Genomic DNA, 24,227 nt, shown 5'->3' on the forward strand with positions numbered 1-24,227 from the left:
TCTTATATGAATACATAATGATTTGGTAGATGGTGGTAGATTCGCGTGGCTGGGATCTAAGAAAAAGAATCGTTTAGGAGGTTTGCAATGGATCAGGTACTTATCGAACAATTGAATTGCTGGCATGAAGAAGACGAACACCAGCAAATTGTGGACTTGCTGCTAACCGTTCCTGAGGAGGAGCGAGAGTATGAGGCGGTCAGCCGACTGGGAAGAGCTTATAACAACTTGGGTCTATATGAAGAAGCTCTCAACCAATTAAAGAAAATTGCTGAAGCAGGTCAACAAGACCCAGTCTGGCACTTTCGGGTAGGCTATGCCCTCTATCATTTGAAACGATTTGAAGAGGCGGCACAGTCATTCCGTACCTCAGACAAGTTCGAAACCGGTAATCAGAATACTGAATCATGGTTAAGGTGGAGCTTGCAAAAAGCGGAGAAGCAGCAAAGACAAGAGCTTCGGATGGCTGCTAAAAGGGCAGCGGCTGTTGAAGGTTCAGCATCGGAGGAAGTTCCTTTTTCAAACATGTCACTTGAAGACTTTTGGGATGACAGCGAGTACGCGAAAAAGGCATATCAATCCGCGCCACCCACGGATGAACTGATCGCATCGATTGAGGAAGAGCTGGGATACAAACTCCCTGCCTCCTATCTTGCACTAATGAAGCAACAAAATGGCGGCGTTCCGAAGAACACGTGCTTTCCAACAGAAGACCCTACCTCCTGGGCTGAGGATCACATTGCCATTACGGGTATTCTGGGCATTGGTCGAGAGAAAAGCTATTCGCTCTGTGGGGATCTTGGCAGTCGATTTATGATTGAGGAATGGGGATATCCCGACATTGGAGTCGTCATCTGCGATTGTCCTTCAGCAGGTCATGACGTAGTGATGCTGGATTACCGGGCATGCGGTAGAGATGGTGAACCCGAAGTCATCCACGTCGATCAGGAAAGCGATTATGAAATTACGTTCTTGGCTGAAAATTTCGAGGCGTTTATCAGAGGCTTGGTGAACGAAGAAGAATACGATACCTCCGAGGAGGACAAGGAAGCGGCTCTTTACAAAGTAGCCCACGGGAAATTCTCTTCTTTGCTGGAGGAGCTGTGCACGCCCGTATCGGAAGTGGAACAAATTGAACAGAAAATACGCAGCATTTGTACACGGATTGTAGAGGAAAAAGGCTTTTTCTCTTTTCATGCGGATGAACTCTCGTATCTGATGTACGATGTGCAGTTTTGGCTATACACAAAGTCATACCCCGATACCACTCGTGAACAGTACCTCGCTGTCTATGAGAAAATGATTGCCTTTGGCGGGGAATTCGGTCAAGGCGGCTATGCTCCGGGCTGGATTAGCGAATGGCTGGATCGTCGCAAGGAGGAAGGCCGGATCGTACAGGAAAATGGACACATCCGTTTTACAGATCAGTTCGCTGCGGAAGTGATTCAGCAGCTGCGAGAAGCCTAAAATACTTGGGAAGCAACAAAGAGCCCACATGGTCGCGGGCTCTTCTTTTATTTCCACTGATTGCGAGCGAATCCCTGATTGCTATGCCGTACTACTCATGAAAATCGAGCCCTGATCTGACCTCTTTCACATACCCTGCCCGAATGACGAAATCTCCGAAATGTTCGCCTTCCTCACGTTCTTTCGCATACCGATTTAAGATCGGCCGCAGTTCATTCAGTATTTCTGCTTCTCCGATGTTTTCACGATACAGCTTGTTCAATCGATTCCCGGAGAAACCACCGCCCAAATACATGTTGTATTTACCGACAGCCTTCCCAATAAAAGAGATTTCCGCGAGTGCAGGTCTTGCGCATCCATTTGGGCATCCTGTCATGCGAATGACGATCTCCTCATCGCGCAAACCCGCCTCATCCAAGATCAGCTCGATCTCATCCAGCAATGTAGGCAAATAACGCTCTGCCTCAGCCATCGCGAGTCCGCAAGTCGGCAACGAAACACAAGCCATGGAGTTTCTCCGCAGTGCAGAATAGGCAGCTCCATCGGTGAGCCCGTATGCTTGAATGATCTGTTCAATTTCCGGCTTCTTTTCACTGGTGACATTTCCAATGAGGAGATTCTGATTCGGCGTCAGGCGGAAATCCCCTGTATGCACCTTAGCAATTTCCCGCAGGCCAGACTTCAGGAGGTAGTTGTCCTCGTCTTTTACACGGCCATTCTGAATGAAAAGGGTAAAATGCCAGTTATCGTCGCTCCCTTTTACCCAACCGTAGCGATCGCCATTATGCTCGAAGCGATAGGGGCGTGCCTGCTCCAGCTCCCAGCCCAGTCGCTGCTCCAGTTCATGGATAAACCATTCAATACCGCGGTCGTCGATCGTATATTTGAACCGAGCGTGCTTTCGTACCGCGCGATCCCCGTAGTCTCTCTGGATCATGACCGTTTTCTCGGCGACCTCCAATACTTGTTCCGGTGTAACGAAGCCGATTACCCGCGCCACCTGCGGATACGTTTTGGGATCGCCGTGGGTCATTCCCATTCCGCCCCCGACCGCTACGTTGAAGCCCAGCAATCGACCTTCCTCATGAATGGCGATAAAGCCCAAATCCTGTGAAAAAACGTCAACATCATTGGCAGGCGGTACGGCGATGCCGATCTTAAACTTGCGCGGCAGATAGACAGGGCCGTAGATCGGTTCTTGCTCTACCCCATCCCGACTGTCGACAACCTTTTCCTCATCCAGCCAGATTTCATGATAGGCGCGGGTTCGGGGGTCCAGATGATTGCTTATTTTTTTGGCCCACTCGTAAACCTCTTGATGAACTTCCGACTCGTACGGATTTGGATTGCACATGACATTGCGGTTGACGTCCCCACAAGCAGCCAATGTACTTAACAAGGCCTCGTTTACTTCTTGAATCACCTGCTTCATATTCCACTTAATCACGCCATGCAGTTGAAAAGACTGACGAGTCGTCAGGCGAATCGTCCCATTCGCAAACTGCTGGGCGATATCGTCCATCATGAGCCATTGCTCTGGCGTGACAACGCCACCAGCGGCACGCACACGCACCATGAATTGATAGGCTGGCTCCAGCTTCTGTTTGCTCCGTTCGTTGCGAAGATCCCGGTCATCCTGCATGTAGCTGCCATGAAATTTCATCAAGCGATTATCATCCTCAGGAATCGACCCAGAAATCCTGTCTTCCAGCGTTTCCGCCAGACTTCCCCGCAAGTAATCGCTTCGGCGTTTAATGTCCTCTACATCGCTGTGAGGAGCACTGTTTGGCGAAAGCAAATGATTTTCTGACATGGTTACATCTCCCCTCTCATTCTTTCTCAACACTCAGTAGACATCTCGCTGATAGCGTTTTTCCTGCTGCATCCGTTTCAAATACGCAACAGCTTCCTCTGAATCAAGTCCGCCCTCTTGTTGAAGAATGCTGACCAGGGCAGCGTGAACGTCGTGCGCCATCTTTTTCTCGTCTCCGCATACGTAAACGTGCGCCCCATCCCGCAGCCATTGGTAAAGCTCTTTGCTCTTTTCAAGCATCCGGTGCTGAACATACACTTTTTCGCTCGTATCTCGAGAGAACGCGACATCCATATGCGTCAGTACGCCCTGTTTGAGCCAACGCTGCCATTCGAGCTGATAAAGAAAATCTGTGGAGAAATGCTGGTCACCAAAGAAAAGCCATGTCTTGCCCGTCGCTCCAAGCTCCTCCCGTTCCCCCAGAAAAGCGCGGAATGGAGCGACACCCGTTCCGGGACCAATCATGATCAGCGGAATGTCCGGGTTAGCCGGTAGCTTAAAGTTGGGGTTATGCTGAACAAATACTGGCAGCGTATCACCCGTCTCCAAACGATCCGCGATATAGCTGGAGCAAACGCCGTAGCGATCTCGGCCATTAGCCTGATAGTGAACATTGCGAATTGTCAGATGAACTTCGTCCGGGTAGGACTTTAAGCTGCTTGAGATCGAATAGAGACGCGGCGGTAGCTTTCTCAGGATGGAGACAAATTCTTTGGCAGGCACGCCCTTCAAATCGTAGTCCTCCACCAGATCTAGCAAATCGCGATTTCGAACATAATCACGAAGCTTTTGCTCCTGTCCTTCCGCAAGCAGTTCCTGTAACCCGGTTCCTGATGATAGCTTTCCCGCTTGTTCCAAGAGAGGCTTGGTGAGAACCGTGATTTCAAAATGACTGGACAAGGCCTCTTCCAACGGGAGCTCTTCCCCGTTTTTGTTTATCGTAACAAGCTCTTCCGGCTTCCAACCCATTGCGTCAATCAGCTCACGGACAAGGCCAGGATGATTTTTAGGATAGATCCCCAAACAATCACCCGGTTCATACTCGAGATTGGAACCCTCAAGGGAGATTTCCAAGTGACGGGTTTCCTTATCTGATCCCCGTCCGTTCAGATTCAAGTTCTCCAAGACCACAGCCTGAAATGGATTGGATCGTGAATATTCGGTCTGTGACCCTGACCCCACTGCACCGCTCACGATTGCGCTTGCAGCAGCAACTTGGGTCGCCGTAGTTTCGCTCAGAGAGGCCAGGACCTGATTCATCCATTCAGAGGCTTGTTCATCGTAATCCACATCGCAATCGACCCGTGGAGTTAGACGCTTGCCGCCTAGCTCTTCCAACCGCTTGTCGAACTCTTTGCCAGTTTGGCAGAACAATTCATAGGAGGTATCGCCCAATGCCAGCACAGAAAAACGCAGGCCCTCCAATTTAGGCGCTCTTTTGCTGTGCAGGAACTCATGGAAGGAGATGGCGTTATCGGGTGGTTCACCATCCCCGTGTGTGCTTACCACGACAAGCAGGTTTTCAACCTTTTTCAACGCATTCGTCTTGAAGTCGCTCATAGAGGAAAGAGTTACGTGGAAGCCGTGCTCCTGAAGCTTTCCAGTCAGCACCTTGGCCAGCTTTTGGCTGTTCCCGGACTGAGACCCGAAAAGCACTGTCACCTCTTTGGAAATGACTTGCCCATTCGTAGCTGAAGTGGCTGGAAACCCAGCGGACATCGGTGCTTCCACTTTGTGAAGAGCTGCAAGATACCCGCTCAGCCAAACCTTTTGCACCTCCGAAAGCGTAGGCAACAACCGATTTAGGAGCTCTACTTGTTCCTGACTGAAAGGACTGTCTGTCACCTTAAGTACCAACGATATGCACCTCACACGAGAAAAAATTAATTCCGAGTAATCTTATATGATTATTTACTTTAAGCTACCACAGCGAGTAGAATCCGAGCAATTGGAATTCGTTATTGTCATCATAAGTTTTACTAATCGTTGGAAAACAGCATAAAAAGGCCCGGTCCACAGAGTAGGAACCGGGGTGGTACCATAGAAAAAGCTACGGTTATCTGAAAGACACCGTAGCTAATCAAATAGAGTTACATGCAGTTTTCTATCCCTACCAAAATAAGTCTCGACTCTATGTAGTGGCGATCAGGAATTCTTCTCCGTTTGGCAGTGAAAGACCATCGGTGCGGCCAGTAAAGTAACGCTGGTTAAGTTCTGCGGAGGAAACATGCCGGACTTCTCGAAAACCTGCTTCGCGGGCCAGCGCCAGCATCTCCGGCGGTGTGAAAAAGCTAATGAAAGGCGTGCCGCTTGACCGCGCTCCCTTTTCTGCCTCTTCAACTTCGGGCCGCTCCTTAGTTTCTGTAAAGTTGAAGGGGAGCAAAAACGTCATAGCCAGCGTGGAGCCCGGAGCAAGCGTCGCTACTTGACGCAGCGTAGCCACAATCGCATCCTGGGTAAGGTACTGAGTGACACCAGTGGATGCTACCACAGCTGGTCGGCTAGCATCAAAGCCGGAGTTCTTGAGTTGCTCCCACCAGGACCAGCCTGCCTCAAAGTCAACAGGCACAAATCGTAACCACTCGGGGATGCCAAAGCCCAGCTCGCTCAAGCGTTGCTTCTTCCAACCCTGCGTGTCTGGCTGATCGACCTCGAAGATCCGCATCTGAGAGGCGATTTTCGGTCGGCGCTGAGCAAAGGTGTCGAGGCCAGCGCCGAGGATGACGTACTGGGTGACGCCTTGCCCGAGCTGTTCGGTGACCAAATCCTCAATAAAACGAGCACGGGCCACAATAGATGCTCGAAATCCGCTAGTGCTCCCCTTATAATCAAGGGGAATTTGCCATGTCCCAGATCGCGGCAACGAGTACGTAAAAGAAGCCGGATACCCATGAATGATCCTGTTGAGGTTTGCAAAAACTGAGTCACATCCCATTGTGCTACAAAGCGATCCCCATTAGTATATTATGGAAGGGGGTAGAATTCCGTTGAAAACAGCGAGTGAGATACTTTCGATCATCAGTCATGACCGTTTTTTAGAGAATGTCTTCCATAAAGATGTTGATTGGGACGCTGAATTAGACGCTAGGGATGCTGTTGAATTTGATACGGCATGGAGTTCTGGTTACAAAAAAGTTGATGAAATTGACCCCTCTGAAAATACTGTGATCAGAGAAATTAGGGAATTTGTATTCAAGCAAACTTTTCGGATAACCCAGAATTCAGAGCTGGCAGGGTATGCGTCAGATGACTTTGGTCTTATTTCCAAGGCGTTTGAAAACAAGATCAATATTGAATTTATCAATAACCTATGGGATTCCTACCTGCAAGGGAATTTCCCGAATTGCAGTATATGTGAATGAATCTTCATACATAGCGATTATGAGAGTAGTCAAAAAAGACCGGAGAAGCATATAAAATATGCACTCCGGTCTTCTTGGATTAGGAAAGAGAGTTCTTTTTACTTTTTGGTTGCTGCTTCAATATCTTTGTACGCCCAATGAGTTGGAGGTACATCCGGCCAGCTTTGTCCTATTACTGAACTTAATTGCGAATGGTTCAGCAAACGATTGATGATGGTGACCGTTTCTGCTCGAGTCAATGTCTTTTGGGGTTGGAATGTACCATCAGGATAGCCGGCCAAGTAGCCTTCTTTACTTACTGCCGCAATAATCTGAGTTGCCCAGTGATCTGCTGGCACATCGTAGAAGTTGTTCGGCATGCCGTCTCCATTTAATCCCAGATATTTGTATACGATGGTCGCCATTTCCTTGCGTGATTCCGCCTCCCGGATTGAACGTGCCATTCGAAAAATCGTTCATCAGCCCTGCTTCATTCGCTCTTCTAATCGCATCTGCCGCCCAAGGATTGTTTTTAAGAGGTGTCCTGAATATCTTGTCGAAAACTATTCTTTATGAGAATAATGAAACTGTCCCAAACATAGACAAGTATTGTTTATTGCCAACCTGTTCTTCAACTTGCTAATAACCGAACCTAGAGGGGGGCATGACTTACATCCATAATTGGGGGATTAAGAGGTTGCTACTATTACGAATTGAGGGTACGGAATGAAATGAAAACAGTCGCCTGGAAATGGACGAAAATGATCGTTGTTGCTCTACTAATGGTGACAGCCATTCGCTTACTCTGGATGAGTTTTCTCACCACCTTTGACTACGCTGAAAAACCAGTCGCTGTACAAGGGGTGCTTGATTTACGCGGGTGGGAATTCTCGGGATACCAAACATTACGGTTGGATGGGGAGTGGGAGTTCTACCCTTCTCAGTTCATAGAGGGAAACGTTCTTAAGAAACCTGAGGAAAAGACATACCTCCAAGTGCCCAATCGATGGGATGAAGCATTTGTTGAGGAGGAAGGTATACCGGACTCGTTCCGCTTCGGCACGTATCGACTACGCATCTTGCTTGATCCGGAACAGGAACAGACACTTGGGATCAGGATCAATGAGCTTCGAACTGCCTCGGCCATCTATGCCAATGGGAAGTTAGTATCCCAGGTGGGACACCCGGCAACCAGCTTCATAGAGCACCAAGCACGCAATATCCCCTATACTGTCAAACTGACACCAGAACAAGGCCAAATAGAGTTGGTTATCCATGCTTCCAATGATGCCGGAGCAGGAGGAATCACAAAACCCATTCGCTTCGGTACGATAGATGCAGTACAGATGCGGACGATCCTCTCCATCAGTTTGCAATTATTATTACTCGTCGTGTTTCTGATCCATAGTTTATATGCCTTGCTCCTGTACTTCTTGGGTGCCAGAAATAAAGGCTTGGTATATTTCTCTTTGGTCATGATTTGTGGAGTATTGACTGTGGTGACAGCCGATGACAAGTTGTTATTTGTCTGGTTGCAACTCGATTATGATTGGACAGTTAAGTTGACGTATCTCGTCTATGTTGGTGCAGTCGCCTTCATACCTGCCTTGTTTCATCATCTACTTCCTGCCTATCTGAACAGAAGGATTTTACAAGGTTTCGGTGGCTTGTGCAGCTTATACGCCATGTTCATCCTCTTCGTACCTGCTGGAACTATCTTAGCGGTGAGAATGCTCTCTATCGTGATGCTCCTATCCGTCCTTATTTCTGCCTACATACTCTGGAAAGCCATTCGGGACAAGGAAGACATTATATTTCTCCTGCTAGCTTGCTTGTTTGTAGGGGTGAATGTGATCTGGACGATTGCTTATGGCATATTAGGCTTAGAATTTATTCACTACCCCTTCAACCTGATCTTTGCCGTACTTGCTTTTGCGGCATATTGGTTTAGACGATTTTTCCGGGCAACGACTGAGACGAAACATCTTGCTGAGAAATTACAGCAAGAGGATAAGCGCAAGGACGAATTTTTGGTGAATACTTCTCATGAACTGAGAAACCCATTACACGGCATCATCAATATCACACAAGCGATTATCGAGGATAAAAACAATCCCCTTCATGAAGAACACAAAAAGCGTCTGGATATTCTCCTGCATGTCAGTAGACGTCTGACGCTCATGCTAGATGATCTGCTGGATGTAACCCGATTAAAAGAGAACACCATTCGCCTGCATGAGAAAAAATTAAACCTGCAGTCTATCTTCGCTGGTGTTTTCGATATGGCGAAACTGATGCTGGACGGAAAGCCGATTGCTTTAAAAGTGGAAATAGACGATTCGTTTCCTTCTGTTCGGGGAGATGAAAACCGGCTGATTCAAATTCTTTTCAATTTGGTGCATAACGCCATTAAATTTACAGATGAAGGAACCATCACAATTCGCGCGACAACGTCTAACGGATTTGCGCATATCCAAGTAGAGGATACTGGGGTTGGTATCGAGGAAAAAGCTTTGCAAACCATTTTTCAACCTTATGAACAAGCGGAACTGAATTCAATCAGAGCAAGTGGCGGATTCGGGCTTGGCTTACATATTTCCAAACAGTTGGTCGAGCTGCACGGCGGTACGCTATCGGTTCAGTCCACCCTGGGAAAAGGCTCTGCCTTTACCTTTACACTCCCACTAGCTACAGATTCCGTTCCAATAGAAGAAAACAGCGCTCAGACATGGATGCAGACTTCCCTAGAAATGGTCGCTGCAACGACGGATCGAATCACGACACCGATAGAAACGGTTTCTTCTATGAATAGAAAAGCAAAAATTATCGTTGTGGATGACGACAGTATTAACCTGAACATCCTCCGCAAAATGCTTGAATCAGATCAATATGAAGTAAGTACGGCAACCAGCGCTCAGCAAGCCCTGTCCATACTGGAACGCAAACCGGTGGATCTGGTCATCTCAGACGTCATGATGCCTCACGTATCCGGCTATGAACTAACACGCATCATCCGGGAACGATTCTCTGTTTTAGAACTGCCTGTCCTGCTCTTGACCGCGCGCAATCGCTCCGAGGATATTGTAGCCGGCTTTCAAGCAGGGGCGAACGACTATGTTAAGAAACCCGTCGATGCTTGGGAATTAAAGGCGAGAGTAAAAGCCTTAACAGAGTTTAAAATATCCTTCGATGAACGTTTGCGTATGGAAGGAGCATGGTTACAATCACAAATCGAACCTCATTTTTTATTTAACGCATTGAATTCAATTGCCGCCTTGGGACTCCAGGACTTCACGAAAATGCAGGCACTGCTTGATGAGTTTAGCAACTATTTGCGTTTGAGCTTCGACTTTCATAATTCTGAACCCATTATTTCGCTTCACGATGAACTTGATCTCGTTCGATCTTATTTGTATATCGAGAAGCAACGATTTGGCGATCGATTGCAAGTGGAATGGGATCTGGACCCTGATCTTGATTTTGGCTTACCGCCCTTATCCATACAACCACTAGTCGAAAATGCAATCAAACACGGCTTAATGCAACGCACAAGTGGAGGAACACTCTGGATTCACATCAAAGACAAAGAGGAGTATTTCGAAGTTTCAATCCAAGACGATGGGGAAGGGATAACAGAGGAAGATCTGAATCAACTTTTCAGCCAAACAAGGCATGGCAAAAAAAGAGCAAGCGTAGGTCTGCGAAATATTGAACGGCGTCTAAAACAACTATATAACCAGGGATTAATGATTGATAGCTCACCTGAACAAGGTACGAACGTCACTTTTAGAATCCCGAAATAAGGAATAAGCCACTTGGTTTATTCCTTATTTTTCTGCTTCCAAAGTTCATACCATTCTGTAATAGCCGGATTAGGCTGTTCTTGCAATTCGTTCCATAACACACTCGTTAGTTGATCATATTGCTTGTGAACGGAAGAGTGCCTTCCCATGTCAGCAAATATTTTCATAAGGAAAAAATAAGCTTCTTCCTCGAGCGGATAACGCTGACAAATGTCCAAACATAGCGTGATGGCTTTGTCCCATTCATTATTGACGTAATACCAATCCACCATTTTCACGGCGGTTTGCACCCATTGCAGTTGTAATCTTTGACGCTCGCTTTCTGCCCATATGTAATGATGCTCTTGCAAATAATCTCCTTTACACAGAGCTATGGCTTGTTCATATTCGCCAATCGTCTCCGCAGATAAGGATAAGTCAGAACGAAAAAAACGCTCAAACTGATCCACATCCAAGATGGTTTGTTCTAGTCTTACCTTATACCCTTCTGATGTATTGCTGATTTGAAAGTATTTACTAATTGGCGCCAACGTTTTGCGAATATGATAGATAGCCGTATACAATTGATGATAGGCTTTTTCCGGTTCAAGCTCTGGCCAAAGCAACTCAATGATCGCCGTTTTATTAACCGCTGTTCCCCTGTGTTGAACCAAATATAAAAACAACTGCTGCACCTTGGCAGTTCGCCAACGAAGTGGGATTTCCTGGCCTCCATCTACAATCGTTACTTGTTGAAACAGAGTCATTTGTAAATTCTCCGATTTCTGAAGGGAGAAGGTCGCCTGTTCCTCCATCATCGATTGAATTCGTTTCATTGTATTTTGCAGACGTTGCTTGCCTACTGGCTTTAAGACATAGTCAAGGGCGTTCAGCTCAAATGCTTTAATCGCATATCGCTCATATGCGGAGACGAAGACAATTTGTAATTGAGGTTTCACTTCCAAAAGCTGTTCGGCCAACTCGATACCGTTTAGCTTTGGTATTTGAATATCCAAAAAGACAATATCAATCTCATTTTTTTCAATCTCACGTTTACCAATCATCGGATCTGTAAACTTGCCAACAATTTCAAAATCGCCGATATTTAATAACTGATGCTCTAAATAATTTAGTGCCAACTCTTCATCGTCGATTAAGATCGCTTTCATCATGTTCCCCACTTTAATATTCTACCTATTTTCTAAACTATTCCCTCCCTGAACTTTTACTCAAACATTCCCGCTCTTCGGTTACTGCTCAACTTGCCTTTCACTCTCTTCCTCTTGTATCGCTGGATTTTCATTAAGCCGGACTTTATAGGACTCGCCCCATACTTTCATTGACATAATGACTGGTTCCAGAGTCCTTCCGAAATCAGTAAGGGAGTATTCCACTCTTGGAGGAACCTCTTTATATATTTCGCGATGGATAATGCCATCCCGTTCAAGCTCTCTTAACTGCAATGTGAGCATAAACTGCGTGATTCCCGGATTGAGGCGCCTGAATTCATTGAATCTTTTCGTTCCGTTCAGGAGCTGATAGAGAATGATCCCCTTCCACTTCCCACCAATAACATCCAGCGTTGTTTCAACCGGACATGCTTGCATATCTGGACTTGCTCCATATTTCTTTCTTCGGTCTCCCATCAGCTTATCCCCCAATGGTTTGATTTTTAATACTATACCATAAAAATATGCGTACTTACTTAAAGTAATTGAATCGATTTACAATGCTACTATACAACATTTCCTATTTGAGAGGATGAATACACATGAATACTCACCAAAAGATGAAAGCTGTCGGTGCTTACCAGTACCTCCCTATATCCAATCCGGAAAGCCTTGTTGATCTGCACTTGGATAAACCGGAACCTACAGGCCGCGATTTGCTTGTACGGGTAAAAGCAATCTCCGTCAACCCAGCAGACGTAGGCGTCCGCGAAAGTCATAACTACGAAGCCGATTCACCGAAAATTCTTGGTTGGGATGCCGCTGGAATCGTAGAACAAGTCGGTCCTGACTGCCAATTGTTTAAACCTGGGGACAAAATCTATTATGCGGGCAGTGTGTCTCGACCAGGCAGCAACAGTGAATTCCACTTAGTTGATGAACGAATTGTGGGAAATATGCCGCGAAGCTTGGATTTCGCTGCCGCCGCCGCATTACCACTTACTTCGATAACTGCATGGGAGGGCCTTTTTGATCGCTTAGGAATTAGCCTAAATAATGCAGGGGAAAACAAAAGCATACTGATTATCGGTGCAGCTGGAGGAGTAGGATCGATTGCTATTCAACTTGCAAAATTAGCAGGTTTGACCGTCATCGGTACTGCTTCACGTCCAGAGTCAATTCAATGGGCTAAAGGTCTCGGCGCAGATTTTATCATAAACCACAACAACCCGTTTCTCCCTCAACTCAAAGAAGTTGGTATTGACGCCGTAGATTATATCTTTTGCTTGAATGATACTGTTCAACATCTTGAAAATATGGCGGAAGTCATTGTCCCCCAAGGTAAAATTTGCGCTATCGTTCCTACAAATAAGGCTACCTGGGCAGGGAGCTTGAAAATGGACTTGCTGTTTTCTAAAAGTGTAACGTTTGTATGGGAGTTCATGTTTACACGGTCCTTGCTTCAAACCAATGACATGATCAAACAACACGAATTGTTAAATGAACTGGCAGACTTCATCGATGATGGAAAAATAAAAACTACGCTGACTGAACGACTGGAGCCGATCAATGCTGCAAACCTGCGTCTCGCGCATGAGAAGCTGGAATCTGGACGGGCCATTGGAAAAATTGTTTTAGAAAACTTCTGATAGGACGAAGACGAAGTAGGCACGTTTGGTTCCAAAAAGCAGTAATGTGAATAAACAACGCTAAGGCCCCTTGCTACTATGGGGCCTTTTTGAATACAAAGATAAAAATTTTCCTTTACTAGTGATACAGCAATTCGTCAACTATATCCTGCCGTGTTGAATTTCCTTCCCGATCCTCCCGTGCTCCGGGATTATCCAGAATCATCATAAGTGGAGCCTTCGGATTTCCTTCACCCCAGATGACACGATTCCGCTGCTTGGATAGTTCGCAAATCTCACAATGCTCTATACCATTGGGCGCTTGTTCTTCAGGTAAGATTACATAGGGATGATCCATTCTCTTATGGTGCAGCTCCTTTCTAATCCAGGAACTTCAAATCTCTATTTTTGTCTCCAGAAACTCAAGGTACTTTGGATCATCTTCCATAAAGATCGCAATCCCGGCACCCATATAAGCCCGGGTCAGTTCATCTGCTGCTTTTTCAAGGTTTTCCTGCTCGTAATACAACTGCCCTAGCCGCAGATGAATGTAGGGATTGCCCAACCCCTCCGGACACTGTACAGCATTAAAGAAACACTTGAATGCTTTATCGTAATTCTTCATTTGAAAATGGACATCCCCAATAGCCACATATATCCACGTTGCGGCCTTCCATTCTCGATGATTTTCCGGCAATAATCGCAGGGCCGCGACGTACTTATTCTTGCCCTCCTCAAGATTGCCTGCTCTCACCAAATCATCGCCTTGTTTACACAGCACGGTAATTTCGGCATGGGTGGAATCTGAAAGTTTCACCGTAATTCTCTCCTATCCTGTGCGATTTGAAGCCGCTGTAGGTATTCGCCTCTCAGCAACGCACTATTGTTTTTTGACTTTCATCAAAAATAATTGCGCCTGGTATCGCCGACAAGTAGTCTATCGCCCAAATAATATGATTCGTGAAATCCCGTCCTTCATCAGGGGAGAATACGAAGCGAATGCGTTCGGCACAATCTTTGATTTCAGGCGGACAATCCTTGGTGACGCTCGCAATGTAATTTACATCTTCAGCTACACTACGGCCAGTTTCAAAATGAGCTGTAAAATTCCATCCCGGCCAACGGAGAATCAAGTACTTCTCGCGCGTAAACGGATTTGCTGATACTCCTATTTCCAATCCGTTCTTTGTTTCAAAATCAAAGTAGGCGCTTAACTCAGAAGCAAGACGCTCATGAGAGTAAGGATCGGAAGACTTCGCAAGGTAGGCATGTATTACCGACATAATTTTCTCCCCAATCTACTGGATATGCTCAACCGCCAATCCAATTCCGAAATTCTTCAGCAAGTTCATTTCGGTTCAAGCGGGCAATCCAATCACATTCCAGTGCATTTGTGTCATCCGATACAGTAAAGACCAATACTCCAGATTCACTCATATCGGAGAAAAAACCTTCCTTTTTCAGTGATTCAAGCGCAGCCACGCAACACTCATAAACCTTCTCTTTATATTCCCTGTGTCTTTCCGCCGACTGCATACTCATCACTTCGTTATACAAGTGGTTGGATATATCTTTAAAGCACTCAGCACCTTCAAACTCATGATCCCATTCTGCTGGACTCCAGCGATAATAAATAGCATCATCAGGGTCTCCGGCAATCATTTTGTTCAAGTGATCGGTTGAGTTTACCGCCGGACATACGGTGATTGCATCCGAGTCGGAATACAAGGCGTAACCACAAAAGCTTTGTCCTGCATATTTGTTTCTTACATGCTCGAATGCAGCCTTAGCAGCCGCCTCGATTTTTAATTGCAGCACTTGAAAATCCATGTTCTCTCCTTTGTCCTACTTTAGTCGAGCCTGTAACGACAGGATTAGAGGAGACTTCCCCCCTCCGGCTTCGAGGCAACCCTCGCGGTTAAGGATAAAAATTTCCCCATTACTTGTGGTATGGTCAGCTTAACGGTGCCAGCTCATCTGCGATCATTTTTGCCTTTTCCGCAAGCTCTCTCATTTCATCGGCCGGAACAAGCTCGGCTAATTCGTAAGCCAGCGGATCACGGGAAAACTTGTACAACTCATCCCGAAGCAGGTTCCTTTTTTCTTCGGAGGCATCTATATAAAGTTTGAGCGGCTGCCTATCCTCATCCAAATCATGCAAATCGACATAGCCTGATTCCGCCAGTAGGGGCTGAACCTCATGCAATATCTGCTCCCGCGTAAAGGGTGAGGCTTTCATCGACTTTTTGCCTGCGGCACTCCCCGCAGATTTGGAACTTTCAACCCTAGTCCTGCCCGGCCGATAATCCAGCATGATAAAGTTAAAGATGCCTACTTGCAGCGTGGTGCGTAAGACCACTTCTTCTGCATTCTTTCGAGTTTCCTGTTCGTCAAACCATTTATGAATCGCCGTTTTCATCTCTTCCAGCGCTTCTTTTTGTAATTCGTTCATTGTCTCCCGCCTTTTTGCGTGTTCGATCTTTTTTCATATAATCATACTATGAAATTGGAAAAGCTTGTTGGAATTGTATACCTGTCCCTGAGATGGGCTAAAGCTCAATAGCAAAAGGGAGAACGCCATATAGGCCGTTCTCCCTTTAGTTTATCTGACATATGCAACACTTTTACGATTTTTCGCCGTCACTTATGATAAGGCTCACCTTAACGGATCTATCGGCGAAAAGTAAGAAGGAGCTGCCACAGAGCTTCTCATTCCAGCAAAAGTAGTTTTAGCTGTGTGTCTATGAATAGAGTTTTCGCATTGGCTGCTGTTCATTCGGACTCAGTACCGCCAGTGTTTATTACGCCTCTAGGCTCCACCAACATGATATGGCATTCCTTTTCGGTGAAAGGCTTATGATCGGCTCCCCCCGGGACAATAAACATCTCACCCTTGGAAATTTTCACTTGGCCATCACGAAAAGCAATGAACATCTCTCCTTCGAGCACAATAAATACCTTATCCGTCCCTTGATGCCCGTGCCACATAAAATCCCCAGCAATCTTAATGAGCTTAAATTGATAGTCATTTATTTCAGCAACGACTTTCGGAGACCAGAGATCGTTGAATGTAGATAGCTTCTCATTCAGATTAATAGCTTGGTAATGCATGTGAATCCCTCCTCATTTTTCTCGACTTTTTAGAGCTTACGCAAGGCACTTGTTATATTTTGTAAAGCGTATTCGATAGCTAATGGGCCACCAGTAATAGCAGACGTATCCATTAAATGAACATTTCCTTTCTTAACGGCATTGAGATTATTCCACACATTGCTTTGTTTTAAGTCATTCATTAATTTTTCCTTTTTGGTAATGTCACCGATAAGGAAAATATGGTCTGCTTCAACCGTTGATATTCCTTCAAACGTAGTAAATTTATTAGTCGTACCTTTAAATATATGGTCTGGTGTAAGTCCCAGTCCCTTCTCTTTATCAAACGCAAGTATATAGACCGGATTTCCTTCACCCAGGACATTAAACGTTTTTCCATCCCACGACAATATAAGGGCTACTGACTCTCCTTCAATCGATTTTAATGCTTCGCGCCCAGTTATGATTTCTTTCATCATTTTATCAATGACTTTTTCCGCTTCATCTTCTTTTCCAATAATCTCGGCTACTGTTCGGAGTCCATATTGCCAATCGTCATAGATGTCCTTGGATTTTAACGTAATGACTGGCGCAATCTTTCCTAGTGAATCATACATTTTTTCATGATTCTCAGTTGCTAAAATAATGTCAGGCTCTATCGATAGGATTTTTTCAATATTAGGTGATAATTTTTCTCCTAATTCATCAGCAGAATCCAGCTTTCCTTTTAAATAGGTTAAAGAAGATAGATACTCTTTTTCAGTAGAAGCAGCAGGCGACTCACCTAATGCAACTAGTATTTCAGGATAAAAATACCATAATGAAGCAATATTTTCTGGTTTTTTCTCAATAACAATTTCTTTACCTAAGGCATCCTTAAATGTTCTTGGCCATTCAGTTGTATCTACCTTACCTGCTGTTGTAGATGCGCCTTCTGTCGTTGATCCTTTATTTTCAGCAGGTGTTTCATTACAACCTGCCAGTATGCCTGCTACTAATAACATGGAGATTAGCAGGCCTTTCATCTTTTGCATACGAAAATTCCTCCAACATCATGTTATCTTTCGTTTGCCATTAGTATAGAAAAGGAATTTTTAGATGAGAATGGATGCCTGTTGAAATTAGCATGGATTATTGATGAACTTCTCTCGATATTCAGTAGGAGAGATACCAAGTTGTTTCTTGAACACTCTACTAAAATAAAACGGGTCAGCAATTCCAACCGTTTGCGCAATTTGTTGTACAGACGCTTCACTTGTAAATAGCATTTCTTGCGCCATGTTTATACGATGTTTTAATATGTATTCCGCTGGTCCCATACCTGCATGTCTTCTAAATACATAAGACAGTCGATTTCGATTCACGTTATATTGTTCTGCAAGCGATGCTATTGTAAGGCTTTGATCATAGTATTCATGAATATAATGAGATACCCGTTCGAACAAAGTTTGTGATTCACAGCTATTCTGCCTATTCACAACACATAATAAGGTTTCATTCAGTACATCACGAAACAGCATTTCGGTCTGAAACATCGAAATGCCACCAGGCTGATTATACACATGCCAAAGGCGCATAATTAATTCAATCAGACGAGGAGATTGACCCGTTGATAATTCAAAATGCTGATGGGAAAAGCTTGTCTCTTCTAGTTCTGAGTTATATATCCGGTATAAAACAAGGATATATTCCCAGTTTGTGTTACCGAACATTTTTTGAGCTAGTTTCATTCTTGCACCGCCATGCACAACTTTTCCTGGCGAAAAGATATAAGGCGTTCCATTAAATTGAAATTGTACCTTCCCTGTAAGTGGAAACACAAATCCAGGAAAAGAATCTGTATATTCAGCGTAAGGTACACCTGGATTTTTCGCATATCGATATACTCCTTCTACTTGAAAAGGAATGTGTGCCAAATGCTCCGCTAACTGATTAACGTCGATTTTCACGTTGCATACCTCGTTTCAATAGTCGTTTGCCAGTAATACGTAAGATCGATCGTTGTACATCCTGTGCAGCTTCTTGATCTGAAGCAGCTCTTGTTTATTTTACCATTATTGATAACGATTATCATTATTAACCTGTGAAGACAATAAAAATGCCGCACCCGCTAATGTTCAAACAGCGGGTAACGGCAAGTGTAAAGATAACTTTTCTGCTCACGGAACTTTGGACCAAAAAAGACATCCTATTGGACGCTTTGGCTAGTTTTTCCCTCCGACAAATATTGTTCAAGCTGATCAAAAGTTCCTCCGAAGCCCTGCTTCATGGAATCGAACATCCCCTCAAAGAAGTTGCGCTCTTCTTTAGTAGCATTGATCGGTCGGCTGCAAAGGGTTATTTGGGTTGTACCATTATTATCGCTCATTGTTACCTCATTGCGAATTTCGAGCGGGATCCAATCACTGAATGGAGACCTGACAATGTTTCCTGCCTCATCTGAAAAGCAGTTGATCCAGACAATCTTCTCGGGAGCCTTGATCTCCTGGTACACAAATTTACCCCACATTTGACTGCCATCAGGAGCTTGCATACTGTAGTGGAAAAATCCGCCCTCACGAAAATCGAGATGCTTTACACTTATTTCAAACCCTTTCGGCCCCCACCAGTGCTTCAGGTGCTCTGCTTCAGTCCATACTTGAAATACAAGTTCGCGTGGCGCATGAATCTCACGCGTTATTACTAACTCTTTGCTTTCCGAGTTGGGCGTCATATCGATTCCTCCATCAATCAGTATTCACTTTTAATTTATATAAGTGCTTGGACGAGATGCCGTGCCCAACCGCGATTACTAACACCGCCAATATTATTAAACAAAGTTAATACCTTTAAACATACCCACCCAGTTAAATATATAAATCTAATCATTACGAACTTTATTTCAAGGCAACTACTTTGTTAATGCTTGTAAATACTTGCCGTTACTTATGATAAGGCTCACCGCATAGCATGTAACAGTAAGACCAGATAGATTTTTGATGACTGCAATATAAATATAATGCTTCTGCATTGAACCACGTCATCCGTATCTACTCCATGCGTTGGGACATAGAAGTCTTCTTTACGTGCGCTAAATCCTTGTTACCCTTGCAAAAGGAGTTTCAAAGACTTTCAAGGACTTTCATACAATCTGCTCGTCAGTCATACGACAATCGTATTTTCCAGATACATTCTGCTCGCATAACTGCATCGACAAAGCATCTACCACCGTACACTCGGAGGGTTGTTTTATTTGCTTTACGATGAAGTTAGCTCCTTAGATTGGGTGGTAGCCTTGCAATAACTTCTGAATTGATCAATGAAGTAATCAAGGCTATCAAGAAGCTTACAAAACTGATCCAAAGTCAACTTCAACAATGGATTGCCGGTTTGTCAAGTTATCTCAAGGCTTATCTGCCTATTTCAAGCTGCGAAGTTTGAGTTACTGAGAAATGGTTGCATGATAGCTGGCTGCAACAAGAAAATTATGATTACATAAGCGAGAATTAACGCGTATGGCGGCAATTTTGATGCTAGCGGCAGCTTCTACCACATTGACCGGGCTTTCGATCTTAGATTCCGTAAGCAAGCATTTGTGGAAGCCAGCGATAATAGACGACGCAACTCAACTATTGAAAACGAAATAGAGATGTGCTAACGCAAAAAGAGACCGATCGGTATCTTTTTGCGTTAGCATAGAAGCACACATTTTTCTAACACAAAGGAGAGTAATACATGACTTCACTGTTTATTATTCCAGAAAGCAAGCTGTCGGTTGATGCCACTCATTATGTGCGAGAACTTTCAACCCAAACACTATTCAATCATTTGATGAGAACATATGCTTTTGGATATATGATCGCTCAGAAGAATGATCTGAACATTGACATGGAATTGCTATATCTCGGTGCCATCATGCATGACTTGGGCTTGACCGAACCATTTGCAGACAGAGAGCGTACTTTTGAAATCGAGGGCGGAGAGGCGGCTTGCCATTTCTTGGTTCAACATGGTTATCCAATCGAAAAAGCGGAAATCGTACAAAAAGCGGTCGAACTGCACGCCACGGTCGAAGCAGAAAAAAACCAACCTGAGATTGCTCTGGTACATTTAGGGGTTATGGTTGATGCAGGTTTTCGGGTCGATCTTTTTCCAAAGGATCTTCTCCAGCAGATCATCGAAGACTATCCACGACTCGGGATTAATCAAAAAATGATCGAGCATTTTACTTACCAACTTCAGAAAAAAAACGATACGAAATTGATTCCGATTATCGAAGCAGCGAAACATCACTCCCATTTCAGTGAGTGATGCAAACTGGAGGTGAAGGATATGAAAAAAGGTGAGCAAACCCGAAGACACATCATTTGCAAATCAGCCGAGCTTTTTAACCTTCAAGGATATGCTGGTGTCTCTCTCAACGAAATCATAAATGCTACGGGAATTCAGAAAGGGGGCATCTATAAACATTTCGTCAATAAGGATGAAATTGCGATGGAAGCCTTTGAATATGCCGCCGACACTGTATTCGAGCAATTTGTAGCAGCTGTCAGTTCTCGGCAATCTGCTATGGAAAAACTGATCAGTATGTTTGAACTGTACAGTAATGTGGTTGACTCTCCTCCATTTGTGGGAGGCTGCCCCGTGATGAACGCGGCCATTGAGTACGATGATGGGCATCCATTGCTGCGCGAGAAAACCCAGAATCGCATGCGAGACTTTATATCATTTATAAAGAACATCTTGCATGAGGGCATAACGAATGGGGAATTCAAATCGAGCATCGATCAAGATGGCGCAGCCTCTTTTCTTATGGCCGCGCTTGAAGGCGGGATTATGTTGAGCAAACTGGAAGCTGATAATCGGCATATTCATTACATTAAAGATCATGTATCTGCTTTTTTGAAGACATTGGAAGCCTAAGCCTCTGCATTTAGTTGACAAGAGCGCTGACCCCGGGAAGAACAGCATCTTGTCAAAAATTGAAACAGAAGGTTACGATCCATTGAATAACACCAAATCACGTTACCGACTATTGGTCGGAATCAGTATGTTATTGGTCCTTTACGTCATTGTAAAAAACTATATTATCGATCCTGGAGCCGAGGGATTTTTAACTCAAACTTCGCTAGTGACAACTAATACTTAAAGCTAATCCTTTGGAGTAACGGAAAGCGCTAGTTCAACAAAAACAGCGGCGAACAAAAGCTTTATTTATATTCTTTGTTCGCCGGACAACTAACACTATCGTCTTAATCTGCTGACATAGCTACTATCAAGTACAATTTCTTTCCTAATCTTGTGTACCATCACTTATGATACGGTTCACCGAACATACTCTAAGCACAAAATCCAAAATGAGCACAGAATATATTTTATAATCTAAAATACAGAGCCTACCTCTCATTTGAAGTAGGCTCTTTCTGGTTTACTTTTTACATTTTCAATTAACTTTCAGTGAAAATTTTTCTTTAGTAATTTCTAAACTATCCCCTTTTTTTACAATGCTATTCCAAATAGTATACCTCTTCTTCCCATCATTTTCGCTTACTAAATCGTTTATTACAAAGCTTATCTCTATATCATTTCTACCTTCATTTAATAGTTTCTTTATATCTACATTAGCCCTATATAACACATTTGCTCCATTATACAGTTGCTTAGCAATATTATTATCATTGAATAGTATTTTTCGATTCTCAGAGAACATAATGCTTGAGCCAGCAGTCATAAAATCGCTCTTTTTTATCTTTTTTTCTTTACCGTTAATCTTATATGTAACCTCCTTTGGCATCATATCAGTTGTTGTGTCAGTGTACGCTATTTCCATTTCACCTGTTTTACTTGAAAATTCAACAGCTATATTGGCATTAAGATTACTTTGTAAACCAAGTAGAGCAATAATTATAGATAAGGAAAATAAAGACAAGAACCAATAATAGATAATTTCTAATTCAGTTCTTGCTTTCATCATCCTTTTTACCTTTGAAAACAGTTTATCCAAAAAAGGGTACTTTCCCCATTTAATATATGATAAAGAAATAACAATTATCATAAAGAATATCACTATTCCAAAAAAAACAACCGTTACTCGATTAATTATCGGAAACTGTATCATTAAAAAGAAGAATATGAATGTAATAATAAAACATACCTTTATTGAAGTTAATAACTTATGATAGAAGAGATTAGCTTTTTGAATATATTTGTTTAATTTCCCCTCTGAATAATTGCAGTATGTCTGAGCTTCAAAATAGCAATATAACATTGCAATGATAAATACCATTAATAAATTTGAAATTAATGCATGTGAAAATACATGGTCTACACCAATTGGAAACAAATCTCCTACATAGACTGATGAATATATATTTTTTACGAATGAGAATACTTTTGTTATTAAAAAAGTTAGTGTACCTAGTAGTGTAATTACTAAAACTAACCTACTATTTCTGTCTGAAAAACTCATGCTTTCACCTCAGTTTTCATTTAATCATAATCGTTTTAAATAAATTGCCACCTATAATTTAGAGCCAGAAAACAAAAGAATTACTTCTTGATAGGAATGTCAAGGAGATTGAATTGTTTTTTGATGCTTCCACTAAATACGACTTTGTAGAGTCTGTAAAATATTCTGTGTAAACTCTCAACCTCTAAACTACAATTAGTCTTAGAAAGGTTGGGAGATTTTTATGATGTCAAAAGAGCAGATCAAGCAGTGGATCAAGGAGAAAAACATGAAGTCTGTGGACGATGTTCAGTCAGCCTTGAAGGATTTGTTTGCTGAAACGATCCAAGAAATGCTCGAAGCTGAGATGGAGTCCTCACTTGGATATGCCAAGCATGACATGAAAAACAAGCGAACAACCAATAGCCGCAACGGTTATAGCAAAAAAACGGTTCGCTCCGAGTATGGCGAAGTCGATATTCAAATTCCTCGTGATCGTGAGGGAGAATTTGAGCCTGCCATCGTAAGGAAGCACCAGTCCAATGTAACAGGGATCGAAGATCAAATCCTCGCGCTGTATGCAAAAGGCGTATCCACACGTGATATTCAAGATCATCTACAGCAGCTCTATGGCATCGAAGTCTCACCAACACTCATTTCTAATGTCACGAACAAAATCGTTCCACTGATTAAAGAGTGGCAAAATCGCCCCTTGCAATCGGTATATGCCGTTGTTTTCTTAGACGCTATTCACTTTAAAGTAAAACAGGACGGGGCTATCGTCAACAAGGCTGCCTATATGGTCATTGGCATTGACCTTGACGGTCATAAAGATGTCCTTGGTATCTGGGTTGGCGAGAATGAATCGGCTAAATTCTGGCTACATGTACTCAATGAACTGAAAAACCGTGGAGTCCAGGATATTCTCATTACTAGCGTCGATAACCTCCGAGGCTTTACGGAGGCTATTTCAGCATGTTATCCAAAGACAGAGATTCAGAAGTGTGTCATCCATCAAATACGTAACTCTATTAAATATGTTTCCTATAAGGATTTAAAGAGAGTGACAGCTGAACTAAAGCCTATTTACAAGGCTCCAACGGAGCAAGCTGCACTGGAAGAATTCGATCAGTTTGAGCAAACTTGGGGGAGTAAATATCCCTTAATGGTACGCTCCTGGCGTTCCAACTGGGAGGAGATTGCGACCTTCTTTAAATATCCTCCAGAGATTCGAAAGCTGATCTATACAACTAATGTTATTGAAAGTTACCATCGTCAACTTCGAAAAGTAACGAAGGGAAAAGCTATATTTCCGACAGACGATGCCCTTCTAAAGATGTTATATCTCGTAACCATGGATGTCTTACGAAAATGGACGGGAAGGGTCCACAATTGGGGACAGATTCTCATGCAGCTATCTGTTTTCTTTGAGGATCGCGTACGGCCACACATCCGTTAACAAGTAAAAGAAAGGCTTCATCCCCGAAGGGATTGTCTTTTTCTACACCCA

General features: G+C 43.7%; 22 protein-coding genes and 3 pseudogenes. 8 read left to right on the plus strand and 17 right to left on the minus strand.

Features of this window, described 5'->3' with window-relative positions; genetic code table 11:
- Nucleotides 1–87 precede the first annotated feature (87 nt).
- Complete coding sequence (locus FO446_RS28550; RefSeq protein ID WP_237899706.1) at nucleotides 88–1,467, plus strand: SMI1/KNR4 family protein; 1,380 nt, start codon at nucleotides 88–90, stop codon at nucleotides 1,465–1,467.
- Between the two features lie 91 nt (nucleotides 1,468–1,558).
- Here FO446_RS28550 and cysI read toward each other — a convergent pair whose 3' ends face one another.
- The 3 genes from cysI to FO446_RS28565 all read right to left on the minus strand — a co-directional run bounded on the left by cysI (nucleotide 1,559) and on the right by FO446_RS28565 (nucleotide 6,215).
- Nucleotides 1,559–3,280 (minus strand): assimilatory sulfite reductase (NADPH) hemoprotein subunit, encoded by a 1,722-nt coding sequence (cysI, locus tag FO446_RS28555; protein WP_173611680.1) that lies wholly within the window; start codon nucleotides 3,278–3,280, stop codon nucleotides 1,559–1,561.
- Nucleotides 3,281–3,313: 33 nt separating this feature from the next.
- Nucleotides 3,314–5,137, minus strand: a complete 1,824-nt coding sequence (locus FO446_RS28560) for an assimilatory sulfite reductase (NADPH) flavoprotein subunit (protein WP_237899707.1) — start codon at nucleotides 5,135–5,137, stop codon at nucleotides 3,314–3,316.
- Between the two features lie 274 nt (nucleotides 5,138–5,411).
- Nucleotides 5,412–6,215 (minus strand): class I SAM-dependent methyltransferase, encoded by an 804-nt coding sequence (locus tag FO446_RS28565; RefSeq protein ID WP_237899708.1) that lies wholly within the window; start codon nucleotides 6,213–6,215, stop codon nucleotides 5,412–5,414.
- Between the two features lie 52 nt (nucleotides 6,216–6,267).
- Here FO446_RS28565 and FO446_RS28570 point away from each other — a divergent pair, with 52 nt between their 5' ends.
- Entirely contained in the window at nucleotides 6,268–6,642 is a 375-nt protein-coding gene (locus tag FO446_RS28570; RefSeq protein WP_173611678.1) for a hypothetical protein, read from the plus strand.
- Nucleotides 6,643–6,740: 98 nt separating this feature from the next.
- Here FO446_RS28570 and FO446_RS28575 read toward each other — a convergent pair whose 3' ends face one another.
- Together FO446_RS28575 and FO446_RS29135 are read right to left on the minus strand one after the other, a co-directional pair.
- Entirely contained in the window at nucleotides 6,741–7,085 is a 345-nt protein-coding gene (locus FO446_RS28575; protein ID WP_173611677.1) for an S-layer homology domain-containing protein, read from the minus strand.
- Nucleotides 7,086–7,095: 10 nt separating this feature from the next.
- Nucleotides 7,096–7,188, minus strand: a pseudogene (locus FO446_RS29135) (hypothetical protein); the annotation flags it as partial.
- A gap of 164 nt (nucleotides 7,189–7,352) precedes the next feature.
- On the opposite strand from FO446_RS29135, the gene FO446_RS28580 reads away from it, so the two are divergent.
- Nucleotides 7,353–10,424 carry a hybrid sensor histidine kinase/response regulator gene (locus FO446_RS28580; protein WP_237899709.1) on the plus strand — a complete coding sequence of 1,024 codons (3,072 nt, stop codon included), beginning with the start codon at nucleotides 7,353–7,355 and terminating at the stop codon, nucleotides 10,422–10,424.
- 17 nt (nucleotides 10,425–10,441) lie between these two features.
- Here the strand turns inward: FO446_RS28580 and FO446_RS28585 are convergent, their stop codons facing one another.
- Together FO446_RS28585 and FO446_RS28590 are read right to left on the minus strand one after the other, a co-directional pair.
- Nucleotides 10,442–11,575, minus strand: a complete 1,134-nt coding sequence (locus FO446_RS28585; protein WP_237899710.1) for a response regulator — start codon at nucleotides 11,573–11,575, stop codon at nucleotides 10,442–10,444.
- Nucleotides 11,576–11,653: 78 nt separating this feature from the next.
- A complete protein-coding gene (locus tag FO446_RS28590; protein WP_173611675.1) occupies nucleotides 11,654–12,049 on the minus strand; it encodes a winged helix-turn-helix transcriptional regulator in 396 nt (131 codons plus the stop codon).
- Nucleotides 12,050–12,174: 125 nt separating this feature from the next.
- On the opposite strand from FO446_RS28590, the gene FO446_RS28595 reads away from it, so the two are divergent.
- On the plus strand, nucleotides 12,175–13,221 hold the full coding sequence (locus tag FO446_RS28595) for a zinc-binding alcohol dehydrogenase family protein (protein WP_237899712.1): 1,047 nt from the start codon (nucleotides 12,175–12,177) through the stop codon (nucleotides 13,219–13,221).
- Nucleotides 13,222–13,378: 157 nt separating this feature from the next.
- Here the strand turns inward: FO446_RS28595 and FO446_RS28600 are convergent.
- The 9 genes and pseudogenes from FO446_RS28600 to FO446_RS28640 form a co-directional block, all read right to left on the minus strand.
- A pseudogene (locus FO446_RS28600) lies at nucleotides 13,379–13,558 on the minus strand (uracil-DNA glycosylase); the annotation flags it as partial.
- A 36-nt stretch (nucleotides 13,559–13,594) separates the two neighbouring features.
- Nucleotides 13,595–14,017 (minus strand): tetratricopeptide repeat protein, encoded by a 423-nt coding sequence (locus FO446_RS28605; RefSeq protein ID WP_237899714.1) that lies wholly within the window; start codon nucleotides 14,015–14,017, stop codon nucleotides 13,595–13,597.
- Between the two features lie 52 nt (nucleotides 14,018–14,069).
- Nucleotides 14,070–14,483: a hypothetical protein gene (locus tag FO446_RS28610; RefSeq protein WP_237899716.1), complete on the minus strand. Its 414-nt coding sequence runs from the start codon at nucleotides 14,481–14,483 to the stop codon at nucleotides 14,070–14,072.
- A 28-nt stretch (nucleotides 14,484–14,511) separates the two neighbouring features.
- Nucleotides 14,512–15,030 (minus strand): DUF4303 domain-containing protein, encoded by a 519-nt coding sequence (locus FO446_RS28615; RefSeq protein WP_237899717.1) that lies wholly within the window; start codon nucleotides 15,028–15,030, stop codon nucleotides 14,512–14,514.
- Nucleotides 15,031–15,154: 124 nt separating this feature from the next.
- On the minus strand, nucleotides 15,155–15,652 hold the full coding sequence (locus FO446_RS28620; protein ID WP_237899718.1) for a DUF6138 family protein: 498 nt from the start codon (nucleotides 15,650–15,652) through the stop codon (nucleotides 15,155–15,157).
- Between the two features lie 320 nt (nucleotides 15,653–15,972).
- On the minus strand, nucleotides 15,973–16,311 hold the full coding sequence (locus FO446_RS28625) for a cupin domain-containing protein (protein ID WP_237899719.1): 339 nt from the start codon (nucleotides 16,309–16,311) through the stop codon (nucleotides 15,973–15,975).
- 29 nt (nucleotides 16,312–16,340) lie between these two features.
- The gene (locus tag FO446_RS28630; RefSeq protein WP_173611672.1) at nucleotides 16,341–17,324 is read right to left on the minus strand and encodes an ABC transporter substrate-binding protein; all 984 of its coding nucleotides are present in this window, start codon (nucleotides 17,322–17,324) and stop codon (nucleotides 16,341–16,343) included.
- 87 nt (nucleotides 17,325–17,411) lie between these two features.
- Complete coding sequence (locus FO446_RS28635; protein ID WP_232773722.1) at nucleotides 17,412–18,239, minus strand: helix-turn-helix transcriptional regulator; 828 nt, start codon at nucleotides 18,237–18,239, stop codon at nucleotides 17,412–17,414.
- A gap of 239 nt (nucleotides 18,240–18,478) precedes the next feature.
- Nucleotides 18,479–19,003 (minus strand): SRPBCC family protein, encoded by a 525-nt coding sequence (locus FO446_RS28640; RefSeq protein WP_232773723.1) that lies wholly within the window; start codon nucleotides 19,001–19,003, stop codon nucleotides 18,479–18,481.
- Nucleotides 19,004–19,308: 305 nt separating this feature from the next.
- Here FO446_RS28640 and FO446_RS28645 point away from each other — a divergent pair.
- The 3 genes and pseudogenes from FO446_RS28645 to FO446_RS28655 form a co-directional block, all read left to right on the plus strand.
- A pseudogene (locus tag FO446_RS28645) lies at nucleotides 19,309–19,710 on the plus strand (IS4 family transposase); the annotation flags it as partial.
- Between the two features lie 294 nt (nucleotides 19,711–20,004).
- Complete coding sequence (locus FO446_RS28650; RefSeq protein ID WP_173611669.1) at nucleotides 20,005–20,580, plus strand: HD domain-containing protein; 576 nt, start codon at nucleotides 20,005–20,007, stop codon at nucleotides 20,578–20,580.
- Nucleotides 20,581–20,601: 21 nt separating this feature from the next.
- Nucleotides 20,602–21,192: a TetR/AcrR family transcriptional regulator gene (locus tag FO446_RS28655; protein WP_047070252.1), complete on the plus strand. Its 591-nt coding sequence runs from the start codon at nucleotides 20,602–20,604 to the stop codon at nucleotides 21,190–21,192.
- A 520-nt stretch (nucleotides 21,193–21,712) separates the two neighbouring features.
- On the opposite strand, the gene FO446_RS28660 is transcribed toward FO446_RS28655, so the two are convergent.
- A complete protein-coding gene (locus tag FO446_RS28660; RefSeq protein ID WP_237899720.1) occupies nucleotides 21,713–22,738 on the minus strand; it encodes a hypothetical protein in 1,026 nt (341 codons plus the stop codon).
- 223 nt (nucleotides 22,739–22,961) lie between these two features.
- Here FO446_RS28660 and FO446_RS28665 point away from each other — a divergent pair, with 223 nt between their 5' ends.
- Nucleotides 22,962–24,176, plus strand: a complete 1,215-nt coding sequence (locus FO446_RS28665; protein ID WP_221869331.1) for an IS256 family transposase — start codon at nucleotides 22,962–22,964, stop codon at nucleotides 24,174–24,176.
- The last annotated feature ends 51 nt before the right edge of the window (nucleotides 24,177–24,227 follow it).

Source organism: Brevibacillus brevis (assembly GCF_022026395.1).
Classification (GTDB): Bacteria; Bacillota; Bacilli; order Brevibacillales; family Brevibacillaceae; genus Brevibacillus.

Coding starts and splice junctions, on each gene's coding strand:
- FO446_RS28585 (WP_237899710.1), bottom strand. CDS start 11,575: ATGATGAAAGCGATCTTAATCGACGATGAAGAGTTGGCACTAAATTAT.
- FO446_RS28575 (WP_173611677.1), bottom strand. CDS start 7,085: ATGGCACGTTCAATCCGGGAGGCGGAATCACGCAAGGAAATGGCGACC.
- FO446_RS28650 (WP_173611669.1), top strand. CDS start 20,005: ATGACTTCACTGTTTATTATTCCAGAAAGCAAGCTGTCGGTTGATGCC.
- cysI (WP_173611680.1), bottom strand. CDS start 3,280: ATGTCAGAAAATCATTTGCTTTCGCCAAACAGTGCTCCTCACAGCGAT.
- FO446_RS28625 (WP_237899719.1), bottom strand. CDS start 16,311: ATGCATTACCAAGCTATTAATCTGAATGAGAAGCTATCTACATTCAAC.
- FO446_RS28590 (WP_173611675.1), bottom strand. CDS start 12,049: ATGGGAGACCGAAGAAAGAAATATGGAGCAAGTCCAGATATGCAAGCA.
- FO446_RS28550 (WP_237899706.1), top strand. CDS start 88: ATGGATCAGGTACTTATCGAACAATTGAATTGCTGGCATGAAGAAGAC.
- FO446_RS28655 (WP_047070252.1), top strand. CDS start 20,602: ATGAAAAAAGGTGAGCAAACCCGAAGACACATCATTTGCAAATCAGCC.
- FO446_RS28595 (WP_237899712.1), top strand. CDS start 12,175: ATGAATACTCACCAAAAGATGAAAGCTGTCGGTGCTTACCAGTACCTC.
- FO446_RS28620 (WP_237899718.1), bottom strand. CDS start 15,652: ATGAACGAATTACAAAAAGAAGCGCTGGAAGAGATGAAAACGGCGATT.
- FO446_RS28565 (WP_237899708.1), bottom strand. CDS start 6,215: ATGGGATGTGACTCAGTTTTTGCAAACCTCAACAGGATCATTCATGGG.
- FO446_RS28615 (WP_237899717.1), bottom strand. CDS start 15,030: ATGGATTTTCAAGTGCTGCAATTAAAAATCGAGGCGGCTGCTAAGGCT.
- FO446_RS28665 (WP_221869331.1), top strand. CDS start 22,962: ATGATGTCAAAAGAGCAGATCAAGCAGTGGATCAAGGAGAAAAACATG.
- FO446_RS28610 (WP_237899716.1), bottom strand. CDS start 14,483: ATGTCGGTAATACATGCCTACCTTGCGAAGTCTTCCGATCCTTACTCT.
- FO446_RS28580 (WP_237899709.1), top strand. CDS start 7,353: ATGAAAACAGTCGCCTGGAAATGGACGAAAATGATCGTTGTTGCTCTA.
- FO446_RS28660 (WP_237899720.1), bottom strand. CDS start 22,738: ATGAGTTTTTCAGACAGAAATAGTAGGTTAGTTTTAGTAATTACACTA.
- FO446_RS28630 (WP_173611672.1), bottom strand. CDS start 17,324: ATGCAAAAGATGAAAGGCCTGCTAATCTCCATGTTATTAGTAGCAGGC.
- FO446_RS28640 (WP_232773723.1), bottom strand. CDS start 19,003: ATGACGCCCAACTCGGAAAGCAAAGAGTTAGTAATAACGCGTGAGATT.